The 15694-nt window shown below is 65.3% G+C and carries 11 protein-coding genes and 2 pseudogenes; 7 read left to right on the top strand and 6 right to left on the bottom strand.

Translation table 11 applies throughout. From position 1 onward, the window contains the following. Window positions 1-293: 293 nt before the first annotated feature. Window positions 294-1325 carry a 4-hydroxy-3-methylbut-2-enyl diphosphate reductase gene (locus BMIN_RS03510; RefSeq protein WP_022861059.1) on the bottom strand — a complete coding sequence of 344 codons (1032 nt, stop codon included), beginning with the start codon at window positions 1323-1325 and terminating at the stop codon, window positions 294-296. A gap of 163 nt (window positions 1326-1488) precedes the next feature. Here BMIN_RS03510 and BMIN_RS03505 point away from each other — a divergent pair, with 163 nt between their 5' ends. Beyond that, window positions 1489-2448, top strand: a complete 960-nt coding sequence (locus BMIN_RS03505) for an aldose 1-epimerase family protein (protein WP_022861060.1) — start codon at window positions 1489-1491, stop codon at window positions 2446-2448. 159 nt (window positions 2449-2607) lie between these two features. Next, entirely contained in the window at window positions 2608-2682 is a 75-nt protein-coding gene (locus BMIN_RS09180; protein WP_003817083.1) for a 50S ribosomal protein bL37, read from the top strand. Between the two features lie 263 nt (window positions 2683-2945). Here BMIN_RS09180 and BMIN_RS08545 read toward each other — a convergent pair whose 3' ends face one another. Both BMIN_RS08545 and BMIN_RS03495 read right to left on the bottom strand, forming a co-directional pair. Beyond that, a complete protein-coding gene (locus BMIN_RS08545; protein ID WP_022861061.1) occupies window positions 2946-3362 on the bottom strand; it encodes a hypothetical protein in 417 nt (138 codons plus the stop codon). Further along, a complete protein-coding gene (locus BMIN_RS03495; protein ID WP_051126288.1) occupies window positions 3359-4066 on the bottom strand; it encodes a sigma-70 family RNA polymerase sigma factor in 708 nt (235 codons plus the stop codon). The genes BMIN_RS08545 and BMIN_RS03495 overlap by 4 nt, the downstream gene beginning before the upstream one ends. A gap of 144 nt (window positions 4067-4210) precedes the next feature. Between BMIN_RS03495 and BMIN_RS03490 the strand changes: the two genes are divergently transcribed. The 3 genes from BMIN_RS03490 (at window position 4211) to BMIN_RS03475 (ending at window position 7850) form a co-directional block, all read left to right on the top strand. Further along, the gene (locus tag BMIN_RS03490) at window positions 4211-4957 is read left to right on the top strand and encodes an exonuclease domain-containing protein (protein ID WP_022861063.1); all 747 of its coding nucleotides are present in this window, start codon (window positions 4211-4213) and stop codon (window positions 4955-4957) included. A gap of 26 nt (window positions 4958-4983) precedes the next feature. Continuing rightward, window positions 4984-6633 (top strand): Mur ligase family protein, encoded by a 1650-nt coding sequence (locus tag BMIN_RS03485; RefSeq protein ID WP_022861064.1) that lies wholly within the window; start codon window positions 4984-4986, stop codon window positions 6631-6633. Between the two features lie 191 nt (window positions 6634-6824). Next, the gene (locus BMIN_RS03475; protein WP_026647430.1) at window positions 6825-7850 is read left to right on the top strand and encodes a lipid II:glycine glycyltransferase FemX; all 1026 of its coding nucleotides are present in this window, start codon (window positions 6825-6827) and stop codon (window positions 7848-7850) included. Here BMIN_RS03475 and BMIN_RS08920 read toward each other — a convergent pair. The 3 genes and pseudogenes from BMIN_RS08920 to BMIN_RS03465 form a co-directional block, all read right to left on the bottom strand. After that, window positions 7798-8976: pseudogene (locus BMIN_RS08920) on the bottom strand (AAA family ATPase); the annotation flags it as partial. The gene BMIN_RS03475 and the pseudogene BMIN_RS08920 overlap by 53 nt on opposite strands. Window positions 8977-9256: 280 nt before the next feature. Then, window positions 9257-11515 (bottom strand): chromosome segregation SMC family protein, encoded by a 2259-nt coding sequence (locus BMIN_RS08915; RefSeq protein ID WP_238565605.1) that lies wholly within the window; start codon window positions 11513-11515, stop codon window positions 9257-9259. Window positions 11516-11548: 33 nt separating this feature from the next. Next, window positions 11549-12946 (bottom strand): annotated as a pseudogene (locus tag BMIN_RS03465) (bifunctional folylpolyglutamate synthase/dihydrofolate synthase); the annotation flags it as partial. A 465-nt stretch (window positions 12947-13411) separates the two neighbouring features. On the opposite strand from BMIN_RS03465, the gene BMIN_RS03460 reads away from it, so the two are divergent. Together BMIN_RS03460 and BMIN_RS03455 are read left to right on the top strand one after the other, a co-directional pair. Further along, a complete protein-coding gene (locus BMIN_RS03460; RefSeq protein WP_022861069.1) occupies window positions 13412-15007 on the top strand; it encodes an aminopeptidase P family protein in 1596 nt (531 codons plus the stop codon). Further along, a complete protein-coding gene (locus BMIN_RS03455) occupies window positions 15004-15537 on the top strand; it encodes an NUDIX hydrolase (protein ID WP_026647431.1) in 534 nt (177 codons plus the stop codon). The genes BMIN_RS03460 and BMIN_RS03455 overlap by 4 nt, the downstream gene beginning before the upstream one ends. The last annotated feature ends 157 nt before the right edge of the window (window positions 15538-15694 follow it).

Below are 15694 nucleotides of genomic sequence, written 5' to 3'. Positions count from 1 at the left end.
GATCGGGACACCAGCCGGCATCGCGGCGTATGCCTGAAGCCAGGAGAAGGAATCCGGAAGAGGAAACCGAGAAGAGGAAAATCTGGAAGGATCGAGAAAGGCCTGAAGGGATACAGAGAGGTCTGGGAGAATAGGGAAAGTCTGGAAAAAGATAAGGAAGCTCTGGGAAGATAGAAAGGCCTGAGAAGACCTTGGAAGGTCCGGGAAGACCTGGAAAGATCAGCAACCCGCGAGAATGGCCGCGGAGGACTGGACGACCTCCGCGGCAGACCTCCGCGGGCCGCTTCCCGAACTCAGGCGCGCGGTCCCGACGAACGCCATCGGACGTCCGCCCCCGACGCGCCGCTCCTTCCCCGCAACGCCGACGGCATCACGAAATGCACCGTCTCCTTGATCCCTCCCGCGTATTCGACGTCGGTGAAACCCCATCGCTCCAGCGCCGCGACGACGCCGGACACCAGTTCCTCGGGAACCGACGCCCCGGAGGACACCCCGACCGTATGGGCTCCGGCGAACCACTCACGCGACATCTCCGACGCATCGTCGATACGGTACGCGCGGCCCGCCGGTGGAAGCTCCTGCTGCGCGACCTCCATCAGACGCACCGAATTCGAGGAATTGGCCGAGCCGACGATGACCACGCAGTCGGATTGTCCGGCCACCTGCTTGACCGCCGTCTGCCTGTTCTGCGTCGCATAGCAGATATCAGAGCTGGGAGGCTCCTCGATCCACGGGAAGCGGGCCTTGAGCGCAGCCACCACGTCGGCGGTCTCATCGACGCTCAACGTGGTCTGCGTCAGCAACACCAGCCGCTGGTCCGGAGCGAACTCCAGCGCGCGCGCGTCCTCGATTCCGTCGACAAGATGGACCCGCTCCGGCGCCTCTCCGATGACCCCCACGGCCTCGTCATGGCCATGATGCCCGATGTAGACGATCTCATATCCCTCACGGACGAATCGGAGCACCTCGCGATGGACCTTGCTCACCAGCGGGCACGTCGCATCAATGATGCGCATGCCCCGTCGACGGGCCTCCTCCTGCACGACCGGCGAGACGCCATGCGCCGAGAACACCACCGGCACCCCCGCATCCACCGCATCCTGGGGGATCTGGGCCAGCTCATCGACGAACACGGCGCCCTGGGACGCGAGATCCTCGACGACATGGCGGTTATGGACGATCTGTCGACGCACAAACACGGGAGGGAATCCCGGCCTCATTGCGTGCTCTGCCTCGGAGGACAGTATGGTCCTCACCGCAAGGATGGCCCTGTCGACCCCCGCGCAGAACCCCCGTGGATCGGCGAGTATTATCCGTCCAGCCATCGCACCGCCTTTCGTCGGCTCAATACCCTATCAAATTCCCATCACCGGGATAACGGCCGCGGGACTACACTGATGAGGCGCACAGGTCGTGCGCGCCAACGGAGGAATCGCGGCACGACGCCACACTACGAACACACTACAAACACACTACGAAGGATTGGCTATGTCTTTTTCACTCCCTCCACGCTCAGGAAATCAGTACATCATCGAGTCAGGCGACTACAGGGCCGTGGTCACGCAGCAGGGAGCGGCCCTACGGTCCCTGACATACAAGGGCAGGGACGTGATCATCCCCTTCGGAGCCAACGACACGGTGACCGTCAGCAGGGGCCAGCTACTCATCCCCTTCCCGAACCGTATCGCCGACGGCGAATATTCCTTCGAGGGCGTCGCCCACAGCCTGCCCATCGACGAGCACGACCGGCACAACGCGATCCATGGATACGGCTACCGCTCCCTCTGGACTCCGGTGAGCGCCTCGGAGACGCAGGTCGAGCTGACATGGCGCGCACCGAACATCCCGGGATACCCCTTCGACGTCATCGTCAACGCCACCTATACGCTTGACGACGAAGGTCTTGGTCTCACGGTCAAGGCCTGGAACCACGGGAGTGCGAACGCCCCCTGGGCCATGGCCATCCATCCGTGGATCGCCAATGGGCTCAACGGATACGGCGACCGGATCGAGTCCGACAACGGGCGGTGCGCGCTTACCATCCCCGCGGACACCCATGTGACGGTCGACGACCGCCTCCTTCCCACCGGGACCGAACCCGTCGATGGCACGGCATACGACCTGCGCGAATCCACCATCATGGAGGGACGCCATTTCGACGACGCATGGACGGATCTGCTCCGGGACGAGTCGGGGCACGCGACGGCGAGGCTGATCCGGCCCGACGGCATGACCGTGGGCATCCATGGGGATTCCACCGTCACATCCTTCCAGGTGTGCACGGGAACGGGCTTCCCCGAGAAGACCCGGCCCGCAGGCATCGCCGTGGAGCCGCAAACGGCCTATGCCAACGCCTTCAACACCGGCATCGATCTGACGGTCATCCATCCCGATGAGACCGTCTCGACCACGGTGGGGATATCCGCGTCCATCGACGACGCGTCCTGACCCATCGGCGACGACGTCCCGACGGGCGGTTATCCCCCATCGGACGACCGCCTGTCATCCGGCTGGAACGACGGCCCTTCGGCGCCGTCGCATTGTGCAGGTCTGAGGTTTGTGCGATAATTCCGAGGGTTCGTCAACAGTCAAGTGAAGGAGTCCATCATGGGTATGCGCGGACGCAAGCGCAAGGATCGTCGCAAGAAGGCCGCCAACCACGGCAAAAGGCCAAACGCCTGAGAGCCCTGTCGTCCTCATCGAGGATGTCGCAGGCATCGATGGAATCCCGTCAAGGGCCACCCATCATCGGCCGCCGACGGTGGTCGCACAGCAACGACCGCCAGCACACGAGGTCCGGAGGACATCCTCCGGACCTCTTCCGTATCCTGGGGCCTCTTCCCCGTCACAGCTTCTCGGCATCGTCACAGTTCCCAGTAGCCTCAAACATCAACCCTGCAACTCTGTCGCGGAAACGACGTTCCGGAAGCCACCACACGGAATCCCTAGTCGTCACCGATCTCGTCGTGACAGCAATGGTCGATGGTGTCCCTCAGACGCCGCAGCAGGCACTCGGGAGCCGTCGTGGGACGAAGATAGGCCCGTAGCATCTCGATAAGGGCCCGTTCGCGTTCGTCACACGAGCATTCGGGGTCGAAGCAGCGCTCGGAGGAACGCCCCGAAGCCCCGGGAACCGCGTCCTCCTCGATGAGCTCGGAGGACGACGACTGCTCCACATCGACGGTCACCTCGACCGAGGACCGCACGACGACGTCCATGCCCGCGGAATCGGCGCACGGACAGTCGGAGGATCCCCCGTGGCCTTCGGCCTCGATGCCCTCGACGCGAATATGGGAATGCGACACCGAGGCGATCGAGACACGGCCACCGCCATCATCGCGGCCCTCCATGCTTGCGCTCATGCCGACTTCCCTTCCATGGCACCTTCCATAACATTCAACGTTCTGTCACCATTATGGTCGCTGCCCTCCGGCGCCGCGTTCGCGGATGGTGAAGACCCAGCGGTCTTCGCTCTCCCATATCCCCTGCTGGCCGCATACGCCGCGAGCTCATGGCGGAGCTGGGCACGCGCGCGGTTCAACCGGCTCATCACCGTGCCGATGGGAACGCCCTGCTCATCGGCGACCTGCTGATAGCTTTTCCCGTCGATTGCGGCGTCGATGAAGACCTGACGTCGTTCGGGGTTCAGCGCGGCCAACGCGCGCATGATCTCCTCGGGGGCGAACGCGTCGAGATACTCCTGCTCCGCGGACTTCAGTCCCCCGGAACTATGCCCCGACGCCGAATAGATGTCCCAGTCGTTGTACTCGCCGGTCGAATCATTGGCGCGCTTGGGACGTCGCTTCGCCTTGGCGTACTGGTTGAAGAAGGCGTTGCGCTCGATCGTCGACATCCACGCCTCGAAGTTGCTTCCCGGCTGGAAACCATCAAAGGCCTTGAACGCCCTTTCGAAGGTGTCCTGAACCAGATCCTGCGCGTCCTCCGGATTGTTGGTCAGCCTCATGGCCTGGCGATACAACGCGTTGACCGCCGGAAGAGCGAGCCTCTCGAAGCGGGCGCGCTTCTGCGCCACGCTCTCCTGCCGTTCGTCCTTCACATCCCTCATTCTAAACTCCCCCGCACCGGTCACGACCCGGCATGTGACGCCATATGGTCGCACGGGGCGGATGCTGTCGGGCGGAGCGCGGCAGGAAGGCGCGACACGGCGCGCACGCCTCCATTGTCATTTTGCCCGGGCACAATGAGGGGCATGGATTCATCCTTTGACACCCTTCACCGCGCGATCGACGACATCCCGGAGCAGAGGGAGGACACGCCCCTGCGCGAATCGGCGATTCTGGGATTCGACACGGAGACGACGGGTGCGGCCGTGGGACGGGATTCCATCGTCTCCGCATCGCTGGTGCTGCGTCCGCGCGGCGCGGGGGCCGACCACCACGCGCAGACATGCGCCTCATGGCTGATCAACCCCCACCGTCCCATCAGCCCCGGAGCGTCGCGCGTCAACGGCTTCACGGACGAGTTCGTCGCGCTCAACGGGCAGGAGCCCGAGGCCGCCCTTGACGAGATCGGCGCGATCATCGCGGCGGCCCAGAGGAGGTCCATCCCCCTGCTCGCCTACAACGCCCCCTTCGACGTGGGCATGGTCCATGCCGACCTGAAAAGGTGGAAGCTGCCCGACGTCGAGATGCCGCTGGTCATCGACCCCCTGGTCATCGACCGTGCTGTATCGACCCGACGAGGGCGGCGGACCCTGTCCGACACCACCGAATACTACGGGATAGAACCTGACGGGCGGTTCCATGACGCGCTTGCCGACACGATAGCGGCGGTCGATCTCATCCCCGCGATGTCCGAACTGTACCCCACCGTGGCACGGATGCCGCTGGGAAATCTGATGGACTGGCAGCGTCAGGCGCATGAACGGTGGCGCCGGTCCTTCAACACCTGGCTGGAGTCGCATGGACGCCAGCCCATCCGCGAGGGGTGGCTGTGAGCTCATCGAACGCAAGGGAGAGGACCATGTCATTGTCGTTGCGATCGGCGGCGGAGCTTCTGCACGGCGCGGGCCTTCTGCGCGAGATCATCACCCCTTCCACGTGGACCATGGACCCGGACGACGTTCCCGGCTGCGACGATCCGCTGACGTCGTTGACGTACGACAGCAGAAGCATCACCCCGGGGACGATGATGTGCTGCAAAGGGCGCTTCCGTCCGGAGTTCCTCGATGGAGCTGACGCAAGAGGACTTGCGGCCTATGTCGCCGAAACGGATCTGAGCGCACGCACCGCCGCACCCGGCCTTATCGTCGACGACTCGCGCAAGGCCCTGAGCCTGCTGGCCTCGGAATTCCACGGGCGTCCCCAGGACGAGCTCACCCTCATCGGCATCACGGGAACGAAGGGGAAGACGACGACGGCCTGGTTCACCCAGGCCATCCTCAACGCCGCGTCGGGGGGACGCTGCGGGCTGATCTCGTCCCTCGCCAACTGCGTGGACGGCCACACGATGACCGAATCGACCCTCACCACGCCCGAATCGCTGGACGCGATGCGCCTCATGCGACGGGCCGTGGACAACGGCATGCGGTACATGGTCATGGAGGTCTCGTCACAGGCGTACAAGGTCGAGCGCGTGTTCGGACTGACCTTCGACGTGGGGGCGTTCCTCAACATCAGCCCCGACCACATCAGCCCCATCGAGCATCCCACCTTCGAGGATTATCTGTTCTGCAAACGCCAGATAGTGCGCAACTGCCGGCGGCTCGTTCTGGGGATGGACAGCGACCATGCCGGTCTTCTTCTTCAGGACGCGGCCGAACGGGGCATCCATGTCGACACCTTCGCCCTTCACGATCCCGCATCGGGTCTGGACAGCCCCGCGGACACCACGATCGCCACGACCAGCGATCTGGACCGCTACATTCCCGTGGTCAACGGCGTCACGCTCCCCGCGATATCCCTGACCATGCCGGGCGAGGCCAACGCCCTCGACGCGGCCGCGGCCATGTCGATCGCCGCGGCCGCGGGCGTCACCCCCAACGATCCGGCCATGTCGGCGCCATCCGGCATCCAGGTCCCAGGGCACATGGAACGGGACGTCTCCGCCGACGGGATCATCGGATACGTCGACTTCGCCCACAACCACATCAGCACGTCGACGCTGCTAGACGAAGTCGACCGGCGCTTCGGGGACCGGAACCCCCGCATCATCCTCGTCACGGGGTCGGCCGGAGGCAAGGCCCTTGACAGACGCGAGGGCATCGTGACGGCCGCCTTGGGACGCGTCGAGTCGTTCATCTTCACGCTCGACGACCCCAACTTCGAAGATCCCCAGGCCATAGCGCGCCAGATGCTCGACCACGTCACGGATCCCGCGGCGAGCGCGCGCATCGTCATCCCCCGCGAGGCCGCGATCGAGGCGGCCGTGGCCGACGCGCGGAACCATCCGGATCGGCTGTCGATCATCCTCGTAATCGGCAAGGGACACGAGACCTGCAACATCATCAACGGCGCGCGCGTCCCCTACGATGGTGACCGCGTCGTGCTGCGCCGCGCCCTGGGCCTTGACGCCGATGGTCCGAACGCCGGCGGCGTCGATGGCGGCGGCGACGATGGTGAAGGCAACGCTGATGAAGGCGACGACGATGCCCGCGGCTCCACTCGGTCCTAGGCGCCGACACGCCGACACGCTGACACACCGGCGGACCGCGCGCACTCGCCGCGTTCCGTGTCGGTCCCGCCATGAATCCCCCTCCGCGGCATCCGGTCATCCGACACGTTGTAAGGTGGGCCGTGGCCACGCGTCATGGGGAACCGAACCCATGCGAGGGGCGTGACAACCGCACAGGATTGGAGACATCGTTGACCAGCGTCGAATTCGCCACCATACAGGACGCGCAGCGTGAGGCGCACGACCACGGCGTCGCGCTTCCGTTGGAGCAGACGGACGCCTGGATGGAGTACCAGAACACGATTCCGGGACGGCGGTACTGGGGATCGGCCGTCATCCGGGATGGAGACGAGGTCGTCGCGCTGATCTCGCTGGTGGAGTTCACCACGCATGGCTACCGTTTCCTCCGCTCATGGCATGGCCCCGTATGGGTGTCCGGCACGCCGTCACGGGCTCTGGAGGAATCCGTCCTCGCCGCCCTGTCGTCGGCCATACGTCACAGGGACGGCTCGCAGCTTTTCCTGCGATGCGCCGTATGGTTCGAGTCCCCGCTCACCCATTCCACCCTGTCGTCGGTCCCGTACGACCACACGGTGATCATCGACGTGACGGGCGGCGACGACGCGATCCTCGCGAGGATGAAAAGGCGCGGCAGGCGAGACGTGCGCAAATCCCTGCGAGAATGCCCGGCGACATGCGCCGATGAGACCACGAGGGCCATCGGTTCCTTCGCGGACTACTACGACATCATGGTCGAGACGGGGGCACGGGACGGTTTCGCCCCAGCCCCCATCGAGGATTACGAAACGATGCTCAGGACCCTGGGCGAGGACCACTGCCGCGTGTTCGCGGCACGTCACGACGGCAAGGTGATTGCCTGGTCCATCGTCACGGTTAATGGCACCAGGGCGGTGCGGTACTACGCGGCGATGCGGACCGACGCCATGAGGATGCATGCCACCGACCGTCTGCTCTACTGGGAATGCTGCGAGCTCGGCCGCCGGGGCCTGAGGGATTACGATCTGATGGGCATCGGCAGCGATTTCTCTCCGACGCTCAACGGACTGAACGAGTTCAAGACCAAATTCACCGAGGACGTCGCCGAGATCGCTCCCGACCGCGACGTCCCGCTGCGCAGGGGCCTGTACCGTGGACTCACGGCAGTCAAGGCCGCGCGCTCCCGTCTTCGTCACCGAACGCATCCAGCCTCTGACTGATCACCGACGTGACGCCATCAGAGCGCATGGTGACGCCGTACAAGGCGTCGGCGATCTCCATCGTCCTCTGCTGATGCGTGATGACGATGAGCTGCGCGTGCCTGCTGAGTGAGGACAGGGCGTCGAGCAGACGCGACAGATTGACGTCATCAAGCGCGGCCTCGACCTCGTCCATGACGTAGAACGGGCTGGGGCGCGCGGTGAATATGGCGAGCAGAAGGGCCAACGCCGTCAACGACCGTTCTCCGCCGGACAGCAGACTGAGCTGTCGGACCCTCTTCCCCGCGGGGCTGGCCTCGACCACGACACCCGTCGTCAGGGGGTCGTCGGGATCCTCCAGGCGCAGCCGTCCCCTGCCGCCGGGGAACAACGTGGAGAACACGTCCTCGAAGGCCCTGGCGGTGTCCTCGAAGGCGCTCCGGAACACCTCGACCATGGTGGAGTCGATCCGAGAGACCAGCGTCATCAGGTCCTTCCGTCCCGCGACGACGTCATCGCGCTGCGACACCAGAAAGCGATGCCTCTCCTCAAGCGCGTCATACTCCTCCGTGGCCAGAGGGTTGACGCGGCCCAGAGCGGCGAGATCCCTCTGGGCCTTGTCGCGCCTCTTCTCCTGTTCGGCGCGGTCATACGGCACCGTCCGATACCGGATCGGGGAATCCGGCGATTCCCCGGAGCCACCGGACTCGTCGGAATCCCCGTCGACCGCGGCGTCGTCGTCCGAATCCCCGTCCACGGGGATCGGTCGCCCATCATCGTCGAGAAGCGGAACCGGCCTGTCGGGTCCGAAATCCCGGATGAGCTCGTTGACGTCCATGCCGAGCTCCTCCGACGACTTTCGGGACAATTCGTCATACGCGGACCGCGTCCGCTGCATGTCCAGATCCACGTGATGGACCTCGGATCTCAGATCTTCCAGCCGGGGTTCGAGATCATCCCTTCGGGCGCGAAGTCCCCGGAGCATGTCGTTGGTGGACGCCAGCGCCTCCATCAGCGCCGATCTGCGCTCCGCCACCGCCTCGATGGCGGCGTCGGCCATTCCCGCGGCCCGCCGCGCGTCCGCCGCGACCCTCGTCACGACGTCGATGGCGGTCTGGATGTCCGCATTGCGCCGCCGCGCCTGCTCGCGCTTCTTCAGAAGACGAGCGGCCTCATCAGACAGCATATCCGACTGCCTGCGCAGGGATTCGCAGGAACGCGAGGCCTCCTTCCATGCCATCGTCGCGTCCATCTCCGTCTGGCGGCTCCGAGCCAGCGCGGACTCCAGCCGCGTCTCGTGCTCGGCAAGGGAATCGATGTCCGTGTTCCCCTCGCCCGCACCACCCTCCGGCGACGCGAGCGCACGCCGGGCGTCCTGGGCGCGCTCCTGATGGGCTTTCTCCTGATCGCGGCATTCATGACGGGCGTCATCCACCTGGGACAGCTGACGACGCAGCTCGAGAAGACGCCTTCGCGATTCCTCGGCGGCTACGGGATTCACGCTCATGCAGCCGAGCCTCCGCCAGTTCGGCCCTCATCGACTCCACCCGCCGGGAGGCCTCGTCAACCGCATGGACGGCGGCCTCATGCGCGTCGTGGAAGTCCGCTACCTCACGACGCCTCTCACGCGCCTGCGCGCGGGCCTGATCCCTCGCGGCGGCGAGGAGCATATCCGACGATCCGTCGGACGTGCCGGACATCGCCGCGCCCCGCCGCGCCATCACGCCGTCGGAGGTCACCGCCGCCCTCCACCGCCCGTCACGGACCAGATCCAAAGCCTCCCGGGCGGAGTCCGCGCAGGCCACGTCCACCACCATCGCGGACACCGTCTCCACCACGGAGCGCGCGAAGTCCCCGTCCGGGCATTCCGGGTTGACCGAAAGACGATCAGCCAGGGAGCCCGACAGCACGGGACGGACCCGCGACCCGCCGTCGCCGTCACCATCGCTATCGCCGGTGCCATCACCGGTACCATCGCCATCGCCATCGGACCATGGACGCATAACCGTGACGAAATCCGAATCCGAATCCGAAGACAGAACGATCGACGCTATGTCGTCGTCCCCCGACACCACAAAGGCCGTCCCCCACGGGCCGAGGACACGGTCCACGGCCGCCTCCCACCCCGACTCCACACGGAGAAAGTCCCACAGCCGGCCATGCACGGTGACGTCCCCATGGATACGGGACTCCCCGTCGCCATCCCGATTGGACAGGGTCTCGTCCAACGCGGCGGCCTTGGCCTCGAGCGATATCGCCTGGGATTCCACCTCACGCCGCCGCCTCTCGATGGAGGCGACCTCATCTCTGCGCGCCCTGAGCTCGTCGGAAGCCTGATTGAGCGAACGCTCGCCGGCGTCGGGATCCCCGTGGTCCTCCTGATCCGTTCGCGAGACACGCTGGCCGACATCCTCGATCTCGCGTGCGATCTCATCATGCCGCGCGTCAAGGTCCCCGGCGCGGGAACGGGCCAGCTGCGCGGCCGAATCCTCCTTGGCGATCAGCTCGCGGATACGCGAAAGCCTGGCCTCCCTTTCCTGGGCCGTCCGTCGGAGCTGGGCCATCGTCTGCCGGGTCGACGCCAGACGCCGCTCATCCTCGGCACGACGCTCCGTAGCTTCATCCAGGGCCAGACGCCGCTGTGCGACGGCGTCGTCCATATCGGACGCCTGGGAGGCCAGCTCCTCCGCGCGATGACGGATGACATCGGGGTCCCCGCCCGACTCATGGATCATCGACGCGCGCAGGGATCCGGCCCGTTCGACGGCGACTCCGGCCATCGATCTCAGGCGCTGTGCCTCCTGGGTCAGCTCATGCCAGTCGCGTTCGCATTGAGACAGCTCGGGATTTGACGCGGTGCCGCGATCCTCCAATTCGGCGATGCGCGCGCGCAGCTCGTCGGCCTGCTGAGTCGCCTGCGACAATGATTCGCGCGCCGTCCGCGAGGATCGCGTGATCTCCTCAAGCCGACGCGTCAAGGTCAGGGCGTCGTCGGCGGCCACACGGCATCGCGCATCGCGCAGGGCCGCCGTGATGCGATCCGCACGACGCGATATGCGCGCCTGTCTCCCCAATGGACCCATCTGCCGACGCAGCTCCGCGATGAGATCGTCAACCCTCGACAGGTTGTCCTCGCTGGCGGCGAGTTTGCGAAGAGCCCTCTCCTTGCGTTTGCGATGCTTGAGTATTCCCGCGGCCTCCTCGATGAAGGCCCTGTTCCCCGCCGGATCGGCCCGAAGGATCGCGTCCAGCCGTCCCTGGCCGACGATGACGTGCATCTGCTGGCCCAGACCCGTGTCCGATAGCAGCTCCTGAATGTCCAGAAGCCGGCACTGGCTGCCGTTGATCGCATACTCGGAGCCGCCGTTGCGGAAAACCGTTCTGCTGATCGTCACCTCGGCATAGGGGATGTCGAGCGCATGATCGGAGTTGTCGATCGTCAGCGTCACCTGGGCCCGTCCCAATGCGGGACGCGTGGCCGTGCCCGCGAAGATGACGTCCTCCATCGACGTCCCCCGAAGATTGCGTGCGCCCTGCTCCCCCATAACCCAGGTCAACGCGTCGACGATATTGGACTTGCCCGATCCGTTCGGCCCCACGACCGCCGTGATCCCGGGCTCGAACCGCAGCGTCGTCGACGAGGCGAAGGATTTGAAACCGCGCAGGGTCAGTTCTTTGAGATACATGGGCGATCCGCGTCACGCACGTTCGGATTTGGGCTTGTCGAGATCCGGATCATGCCGCTCCTTGAGCAGCACGCGCGCATCGCCTGCCGTGACGAAGCTTCCGCATATCAGAACGCCGTGGCCATAGCCGATCCCCATCTCATCCTGGGAATCCACCAGATCCACCGCCGTCTGGATCGCGTCGGGAAGCATGTCACGGCGAACGACCCGGTCGCGGCCGAACACCCCCACCGCGATCCTCTCCAGTTCCTCGGCGGGCATGACCCTGTCGCGCCAGGAGTTCTCGGTCACGACCACCTGGCTGAGCAGCGGTTCGAGAACGCCCAGATAGTCCTCGACCTGCTTGTCGCGCATCATCGACACGACGCCGACCACCTGCGAGAAGTCGTAGTTCTCCTCGATGGCGTCGCGCAGGGATTGGGCGGCGTTCACGTTGTGCCCGCCGTCGATGATGATGGTCGGAGAGGTCCGCACGGGCTCGATGCGGCCCGGAATGACGACGGATCCCAGCGCCTGCGACACGATGTCCACGTCAAGCATCCCCGCGACGGGAACGACCACCTCGGCGGCGGCCACGGCGGCGAGCGCGTTATGCGCCTGATGAGCTCCGAACTTCGCGATGGGTATCTGCGGGTATTCTCCCAGAGGCGTTCGCAGAGTGGCGACCTGCCCTCCCACCGCGGGCATGCGGGACTCGACCCGCATCTCCTCGCCGTCGCGCAGAACCGTTGCCGACGCGGCTCGTGCGGCGTCCATGAGAATGGGCATGACCTTCTCCGCATGAGGCTGCGGGCCGATGATCGCCGTGCATCCCGGTTTGATGATCCCCGACTTCTCGGATGCGATCTCCTCGACGGTGTCCCCCAGCCACTGCATATGGTCCATGTCCACCGGGCCGATGATCGCGGCGTCCGCGTCAAGCACATTGGTGGCGTCCCAGCGTCCGCCCATCCCCACCTCCACCACGGCGACGTCCACCGGGGCGTCGGCGAAGGCCCACACCGCCATCGCCGTGAGGACCTCGAAGAAGCTCATGGGCGGCTTCCCCGCCTCGGACATGCGGGCGTCGACGATATCCACCAGATCGTGGACCTGATCCCATGCGTCTATGAAATCATCGTCGGTCAGAGGCCGCCCGTCGATGCCGATCCTCTCGTTGATGCGTTCCAGATGAGGCGAGGTGTACAGGCCGGTGCGCATGCCATAGGCGCGGCACAACGCCTCCGCCATCCGGGCCGTCGACCCCTTGCCGTTGGTTCCCGTGATGTGGATGACGCGGAACGACTCCTCGGGATGTCCCATCAGGTCGAGGATCATGTCCATGCGATCCAGATCGAGGTTCGTGGTGTTGTGCTCGGGAGGTCGTCGCATGATCTCACGCTCGACATCCAACATTCTTTTCCCGTACCTGTTGGGATGCTCGAATGACATGTTCCGACGTCCCCTCACCGCGCCCACGCGCTTCACGACGGCCTCTCCCGCTGCGGGACAGGTCCGAATCCTATGTTCCGGTGTCATTCTAGCCGCTGCCCATCGTCCCCGATGCGTCCGTCATCCCCGATGGCATCGTTCCGGATGGCACGTCATGGATCACGCCCCACATGCGCCGAACCCGCACGTTCCGGCGCCCATACGTCGTCGTTCCGGCGCGCGTCCCGGTGTTCATCGCGGGTGATCGGCCAGGAACGCGACTACCATGGTCGCCGGAGGATGAGTATCCAACAAGGAGCCGGATTTCGCGACGGACGGAACGACGGACGGAACGACGGACGGAACGGCAGACGGACGCAGGGAACTCCACCGTCCACCGTCGATCCGTGAGAATGGTCGCGGACGCGGACGCGGACTCCTCGGACGGACATCCACAGTAACGGACATCGACAGGAAAGGATCGTGATGGGCGAGATCATCACCGAGCAGGATAGGCGCTACGAGCGGGAGGAGAGCGCATCGGCCCCAAGGGACGACCAGCCGATGTCCGACAGGGTGAACAATCGCTCGCTGCGCCCCAACAGCAGGGTCTTCAAGGAATTCATGACCACGGGCTGGGACAACAACGAGCCCGCGGTCCAGCCGCTTCCCTCGAGCGGCTACACGCCTGCTCGGCTGAGGAAGCTCGGGAGCCGGTTCCCCGGGGAGCGTCTGGTCATTCCCGCCGGTCAGCCCAAGGTTCGCAACAACGATTGCGACTACGCGTTCCGTCCCGATAGCGCCTTCACCTATTACACGGGTCTGGGGCAGGACTATGAGGCGGGGGCCGTCCTCGTCCTCAACCCGCTCGATCCCGACGACCCGCGCGCGGCGGCGGGCGAGACCCATGTTCCCGAGCTCTTCGTCGCTCCCCGCGCCGACAACAGCACCGAGGACTACTATCGCGACGCCCATTACGGCGAGTATTGGGTGGGTCCCCGCGCAGGTCTCAAGGAGCTCGCCGCCATGACGGGCATCGAAACGCATGACATAGCGCAGCTCGCGGATTCGGTGGGCAAGGACGTCGGCGCGGAGGCGGGATCCGTGCGCGTGCGGGTCATCCCCGGAACCGACGAATCCGTCAGCTCCATGGTCGAATCGCTGCGCGAAGCCAACGGGTTCCCCGACCGGCGCGACAACACGGACCATGACAACAGATTCCATGAGTTCGCCTCGGAGCAGCGCATGGTCAAGGACGACTTCGAGGTCCGCGAGATCCGTCGTGCGGTGGACGCCACCAAGGACGGTTTCGACCGCATTCTGTCCCGTCTTCCCAAGGCCGTCGGGCGGCCCCGGTCGGAGAGGATCCTCGAAGGCGCGTTCAATTCCGTGGCCCGGGAGGAGGGCAACGCGGTCGGGTATGACACGATCATCGCCTCCGGCGCCCATGCGCCGATACTGCACTGGATGCGCAACACCGGAGTCGTCGGCGAGGGCGAGATGCTCCTCATCGATGCCGGGGTCGAGGTCGACAGCCTCTACACCGCGGACATCACCCGCACGTTCCCCGTCGGCGGACATTTCACCGCGCTGCAGCGCAGGCTCTATCAGGCCGTTCTGGACTCCCAGCGGGCGGGATTCGAGGCGGCTCGTCCGGGCGCCACGTATTCGGACATCCACCACGCGTGCATGCGCGTCATCGCCCAGCGGCTGCATGATTGGGGGATTCTCCATGTGGACGTCGAGGAGTCCCTGTCCCCCGAGGGACAGCAGCACAGGCGCTGGCTGGCGTGCGGGGTGGCCCATCATCTCGGTCTTGACGTGCACGACTGCGCGCAGGCCCGCTACGAGTCCTATCAGGAGGCGAAGATTCGCCCCGGCATGGTCTTCACCATCGAACCGGGACTCTACTTCGCCCAGAACGATCTCCTTCTCCCTAAGGAGATGAGGGGAATCGGCATCCGGATCGAGGATGACGTCCTCATGACCGAGAACGGTCCCGAATGGATCTCCGCGGGAATCCCGAAGGAGATCGACGACGTCGAGGCGTGGATGGCGCGCCGGGCGGCCGACGTCCGATGACAACGCCGACCTTCATCACGGAGCTTCGCCGGTTCATAGGGCATCGACCTCTCTGGCTCACCGGCGTCACCGCCTACGTGGAGGACGACGACGGCCGTGTCCTTCTGGGAAGACGATCGGACACCGGCCAGTGGGCGTTGGTGTCCGGAATCGTCGAGCCCGGGGAGGCGCCCGCCGACACCGTGATCCGCGAGGTCCACGAGGAGACCGGGGTCGACGCCGTCGTGGAGGCGTTGGCGTCGGTGTCCTCGGCCACCGACCGCATCGTGTATCCCAACGGGGATATCACCCAGTACATGGATCTGACATTCCACTGCCATGCGGCTCCAGGCGGCAGCCATGCGGCACGGGTCGGCGACGACGAAAGCCTCGAGGTGGGATGGTTCGCCCCCGACTCCCTTCCCGATCCCCTCGCCCGCAGCACCGTGGCGAGGATGGAGGACGTCCGACGCTTCAAACGCAACAGGGATTCGGGCGATGCACGGGCCCTGTTCACCGTCAGCGCCGATTTCAAGTCCCCATCCGAATAGTTCACTCCGGAAATGATGGTGGTTGGGGGGATTCCGGCACGAGCCGATATCCCCCCAACCACGCCTGATGACAATGACCATAGGTTGATGCAATGCCTATAGGCGATGATCATATGGATCATGCCCGATGCCGCGACGATCTGGAGCGATTACCACC

Origin of the sequence: Bifidobacterium minimum, from assembly GCF_000741645.1 — a bacterium.
Classification (GTDB): Bacteria; Actinomycetota; Actinomycetes; order Actinomycetales; family Bifidobacteriaceae; genus Bifidobacterium; species Bifidobacterium minimum.
Note: the sequence above shows the minus strand (reverse complement) of the source record. Positions and strands in the feature narration are given on the sequence as shown.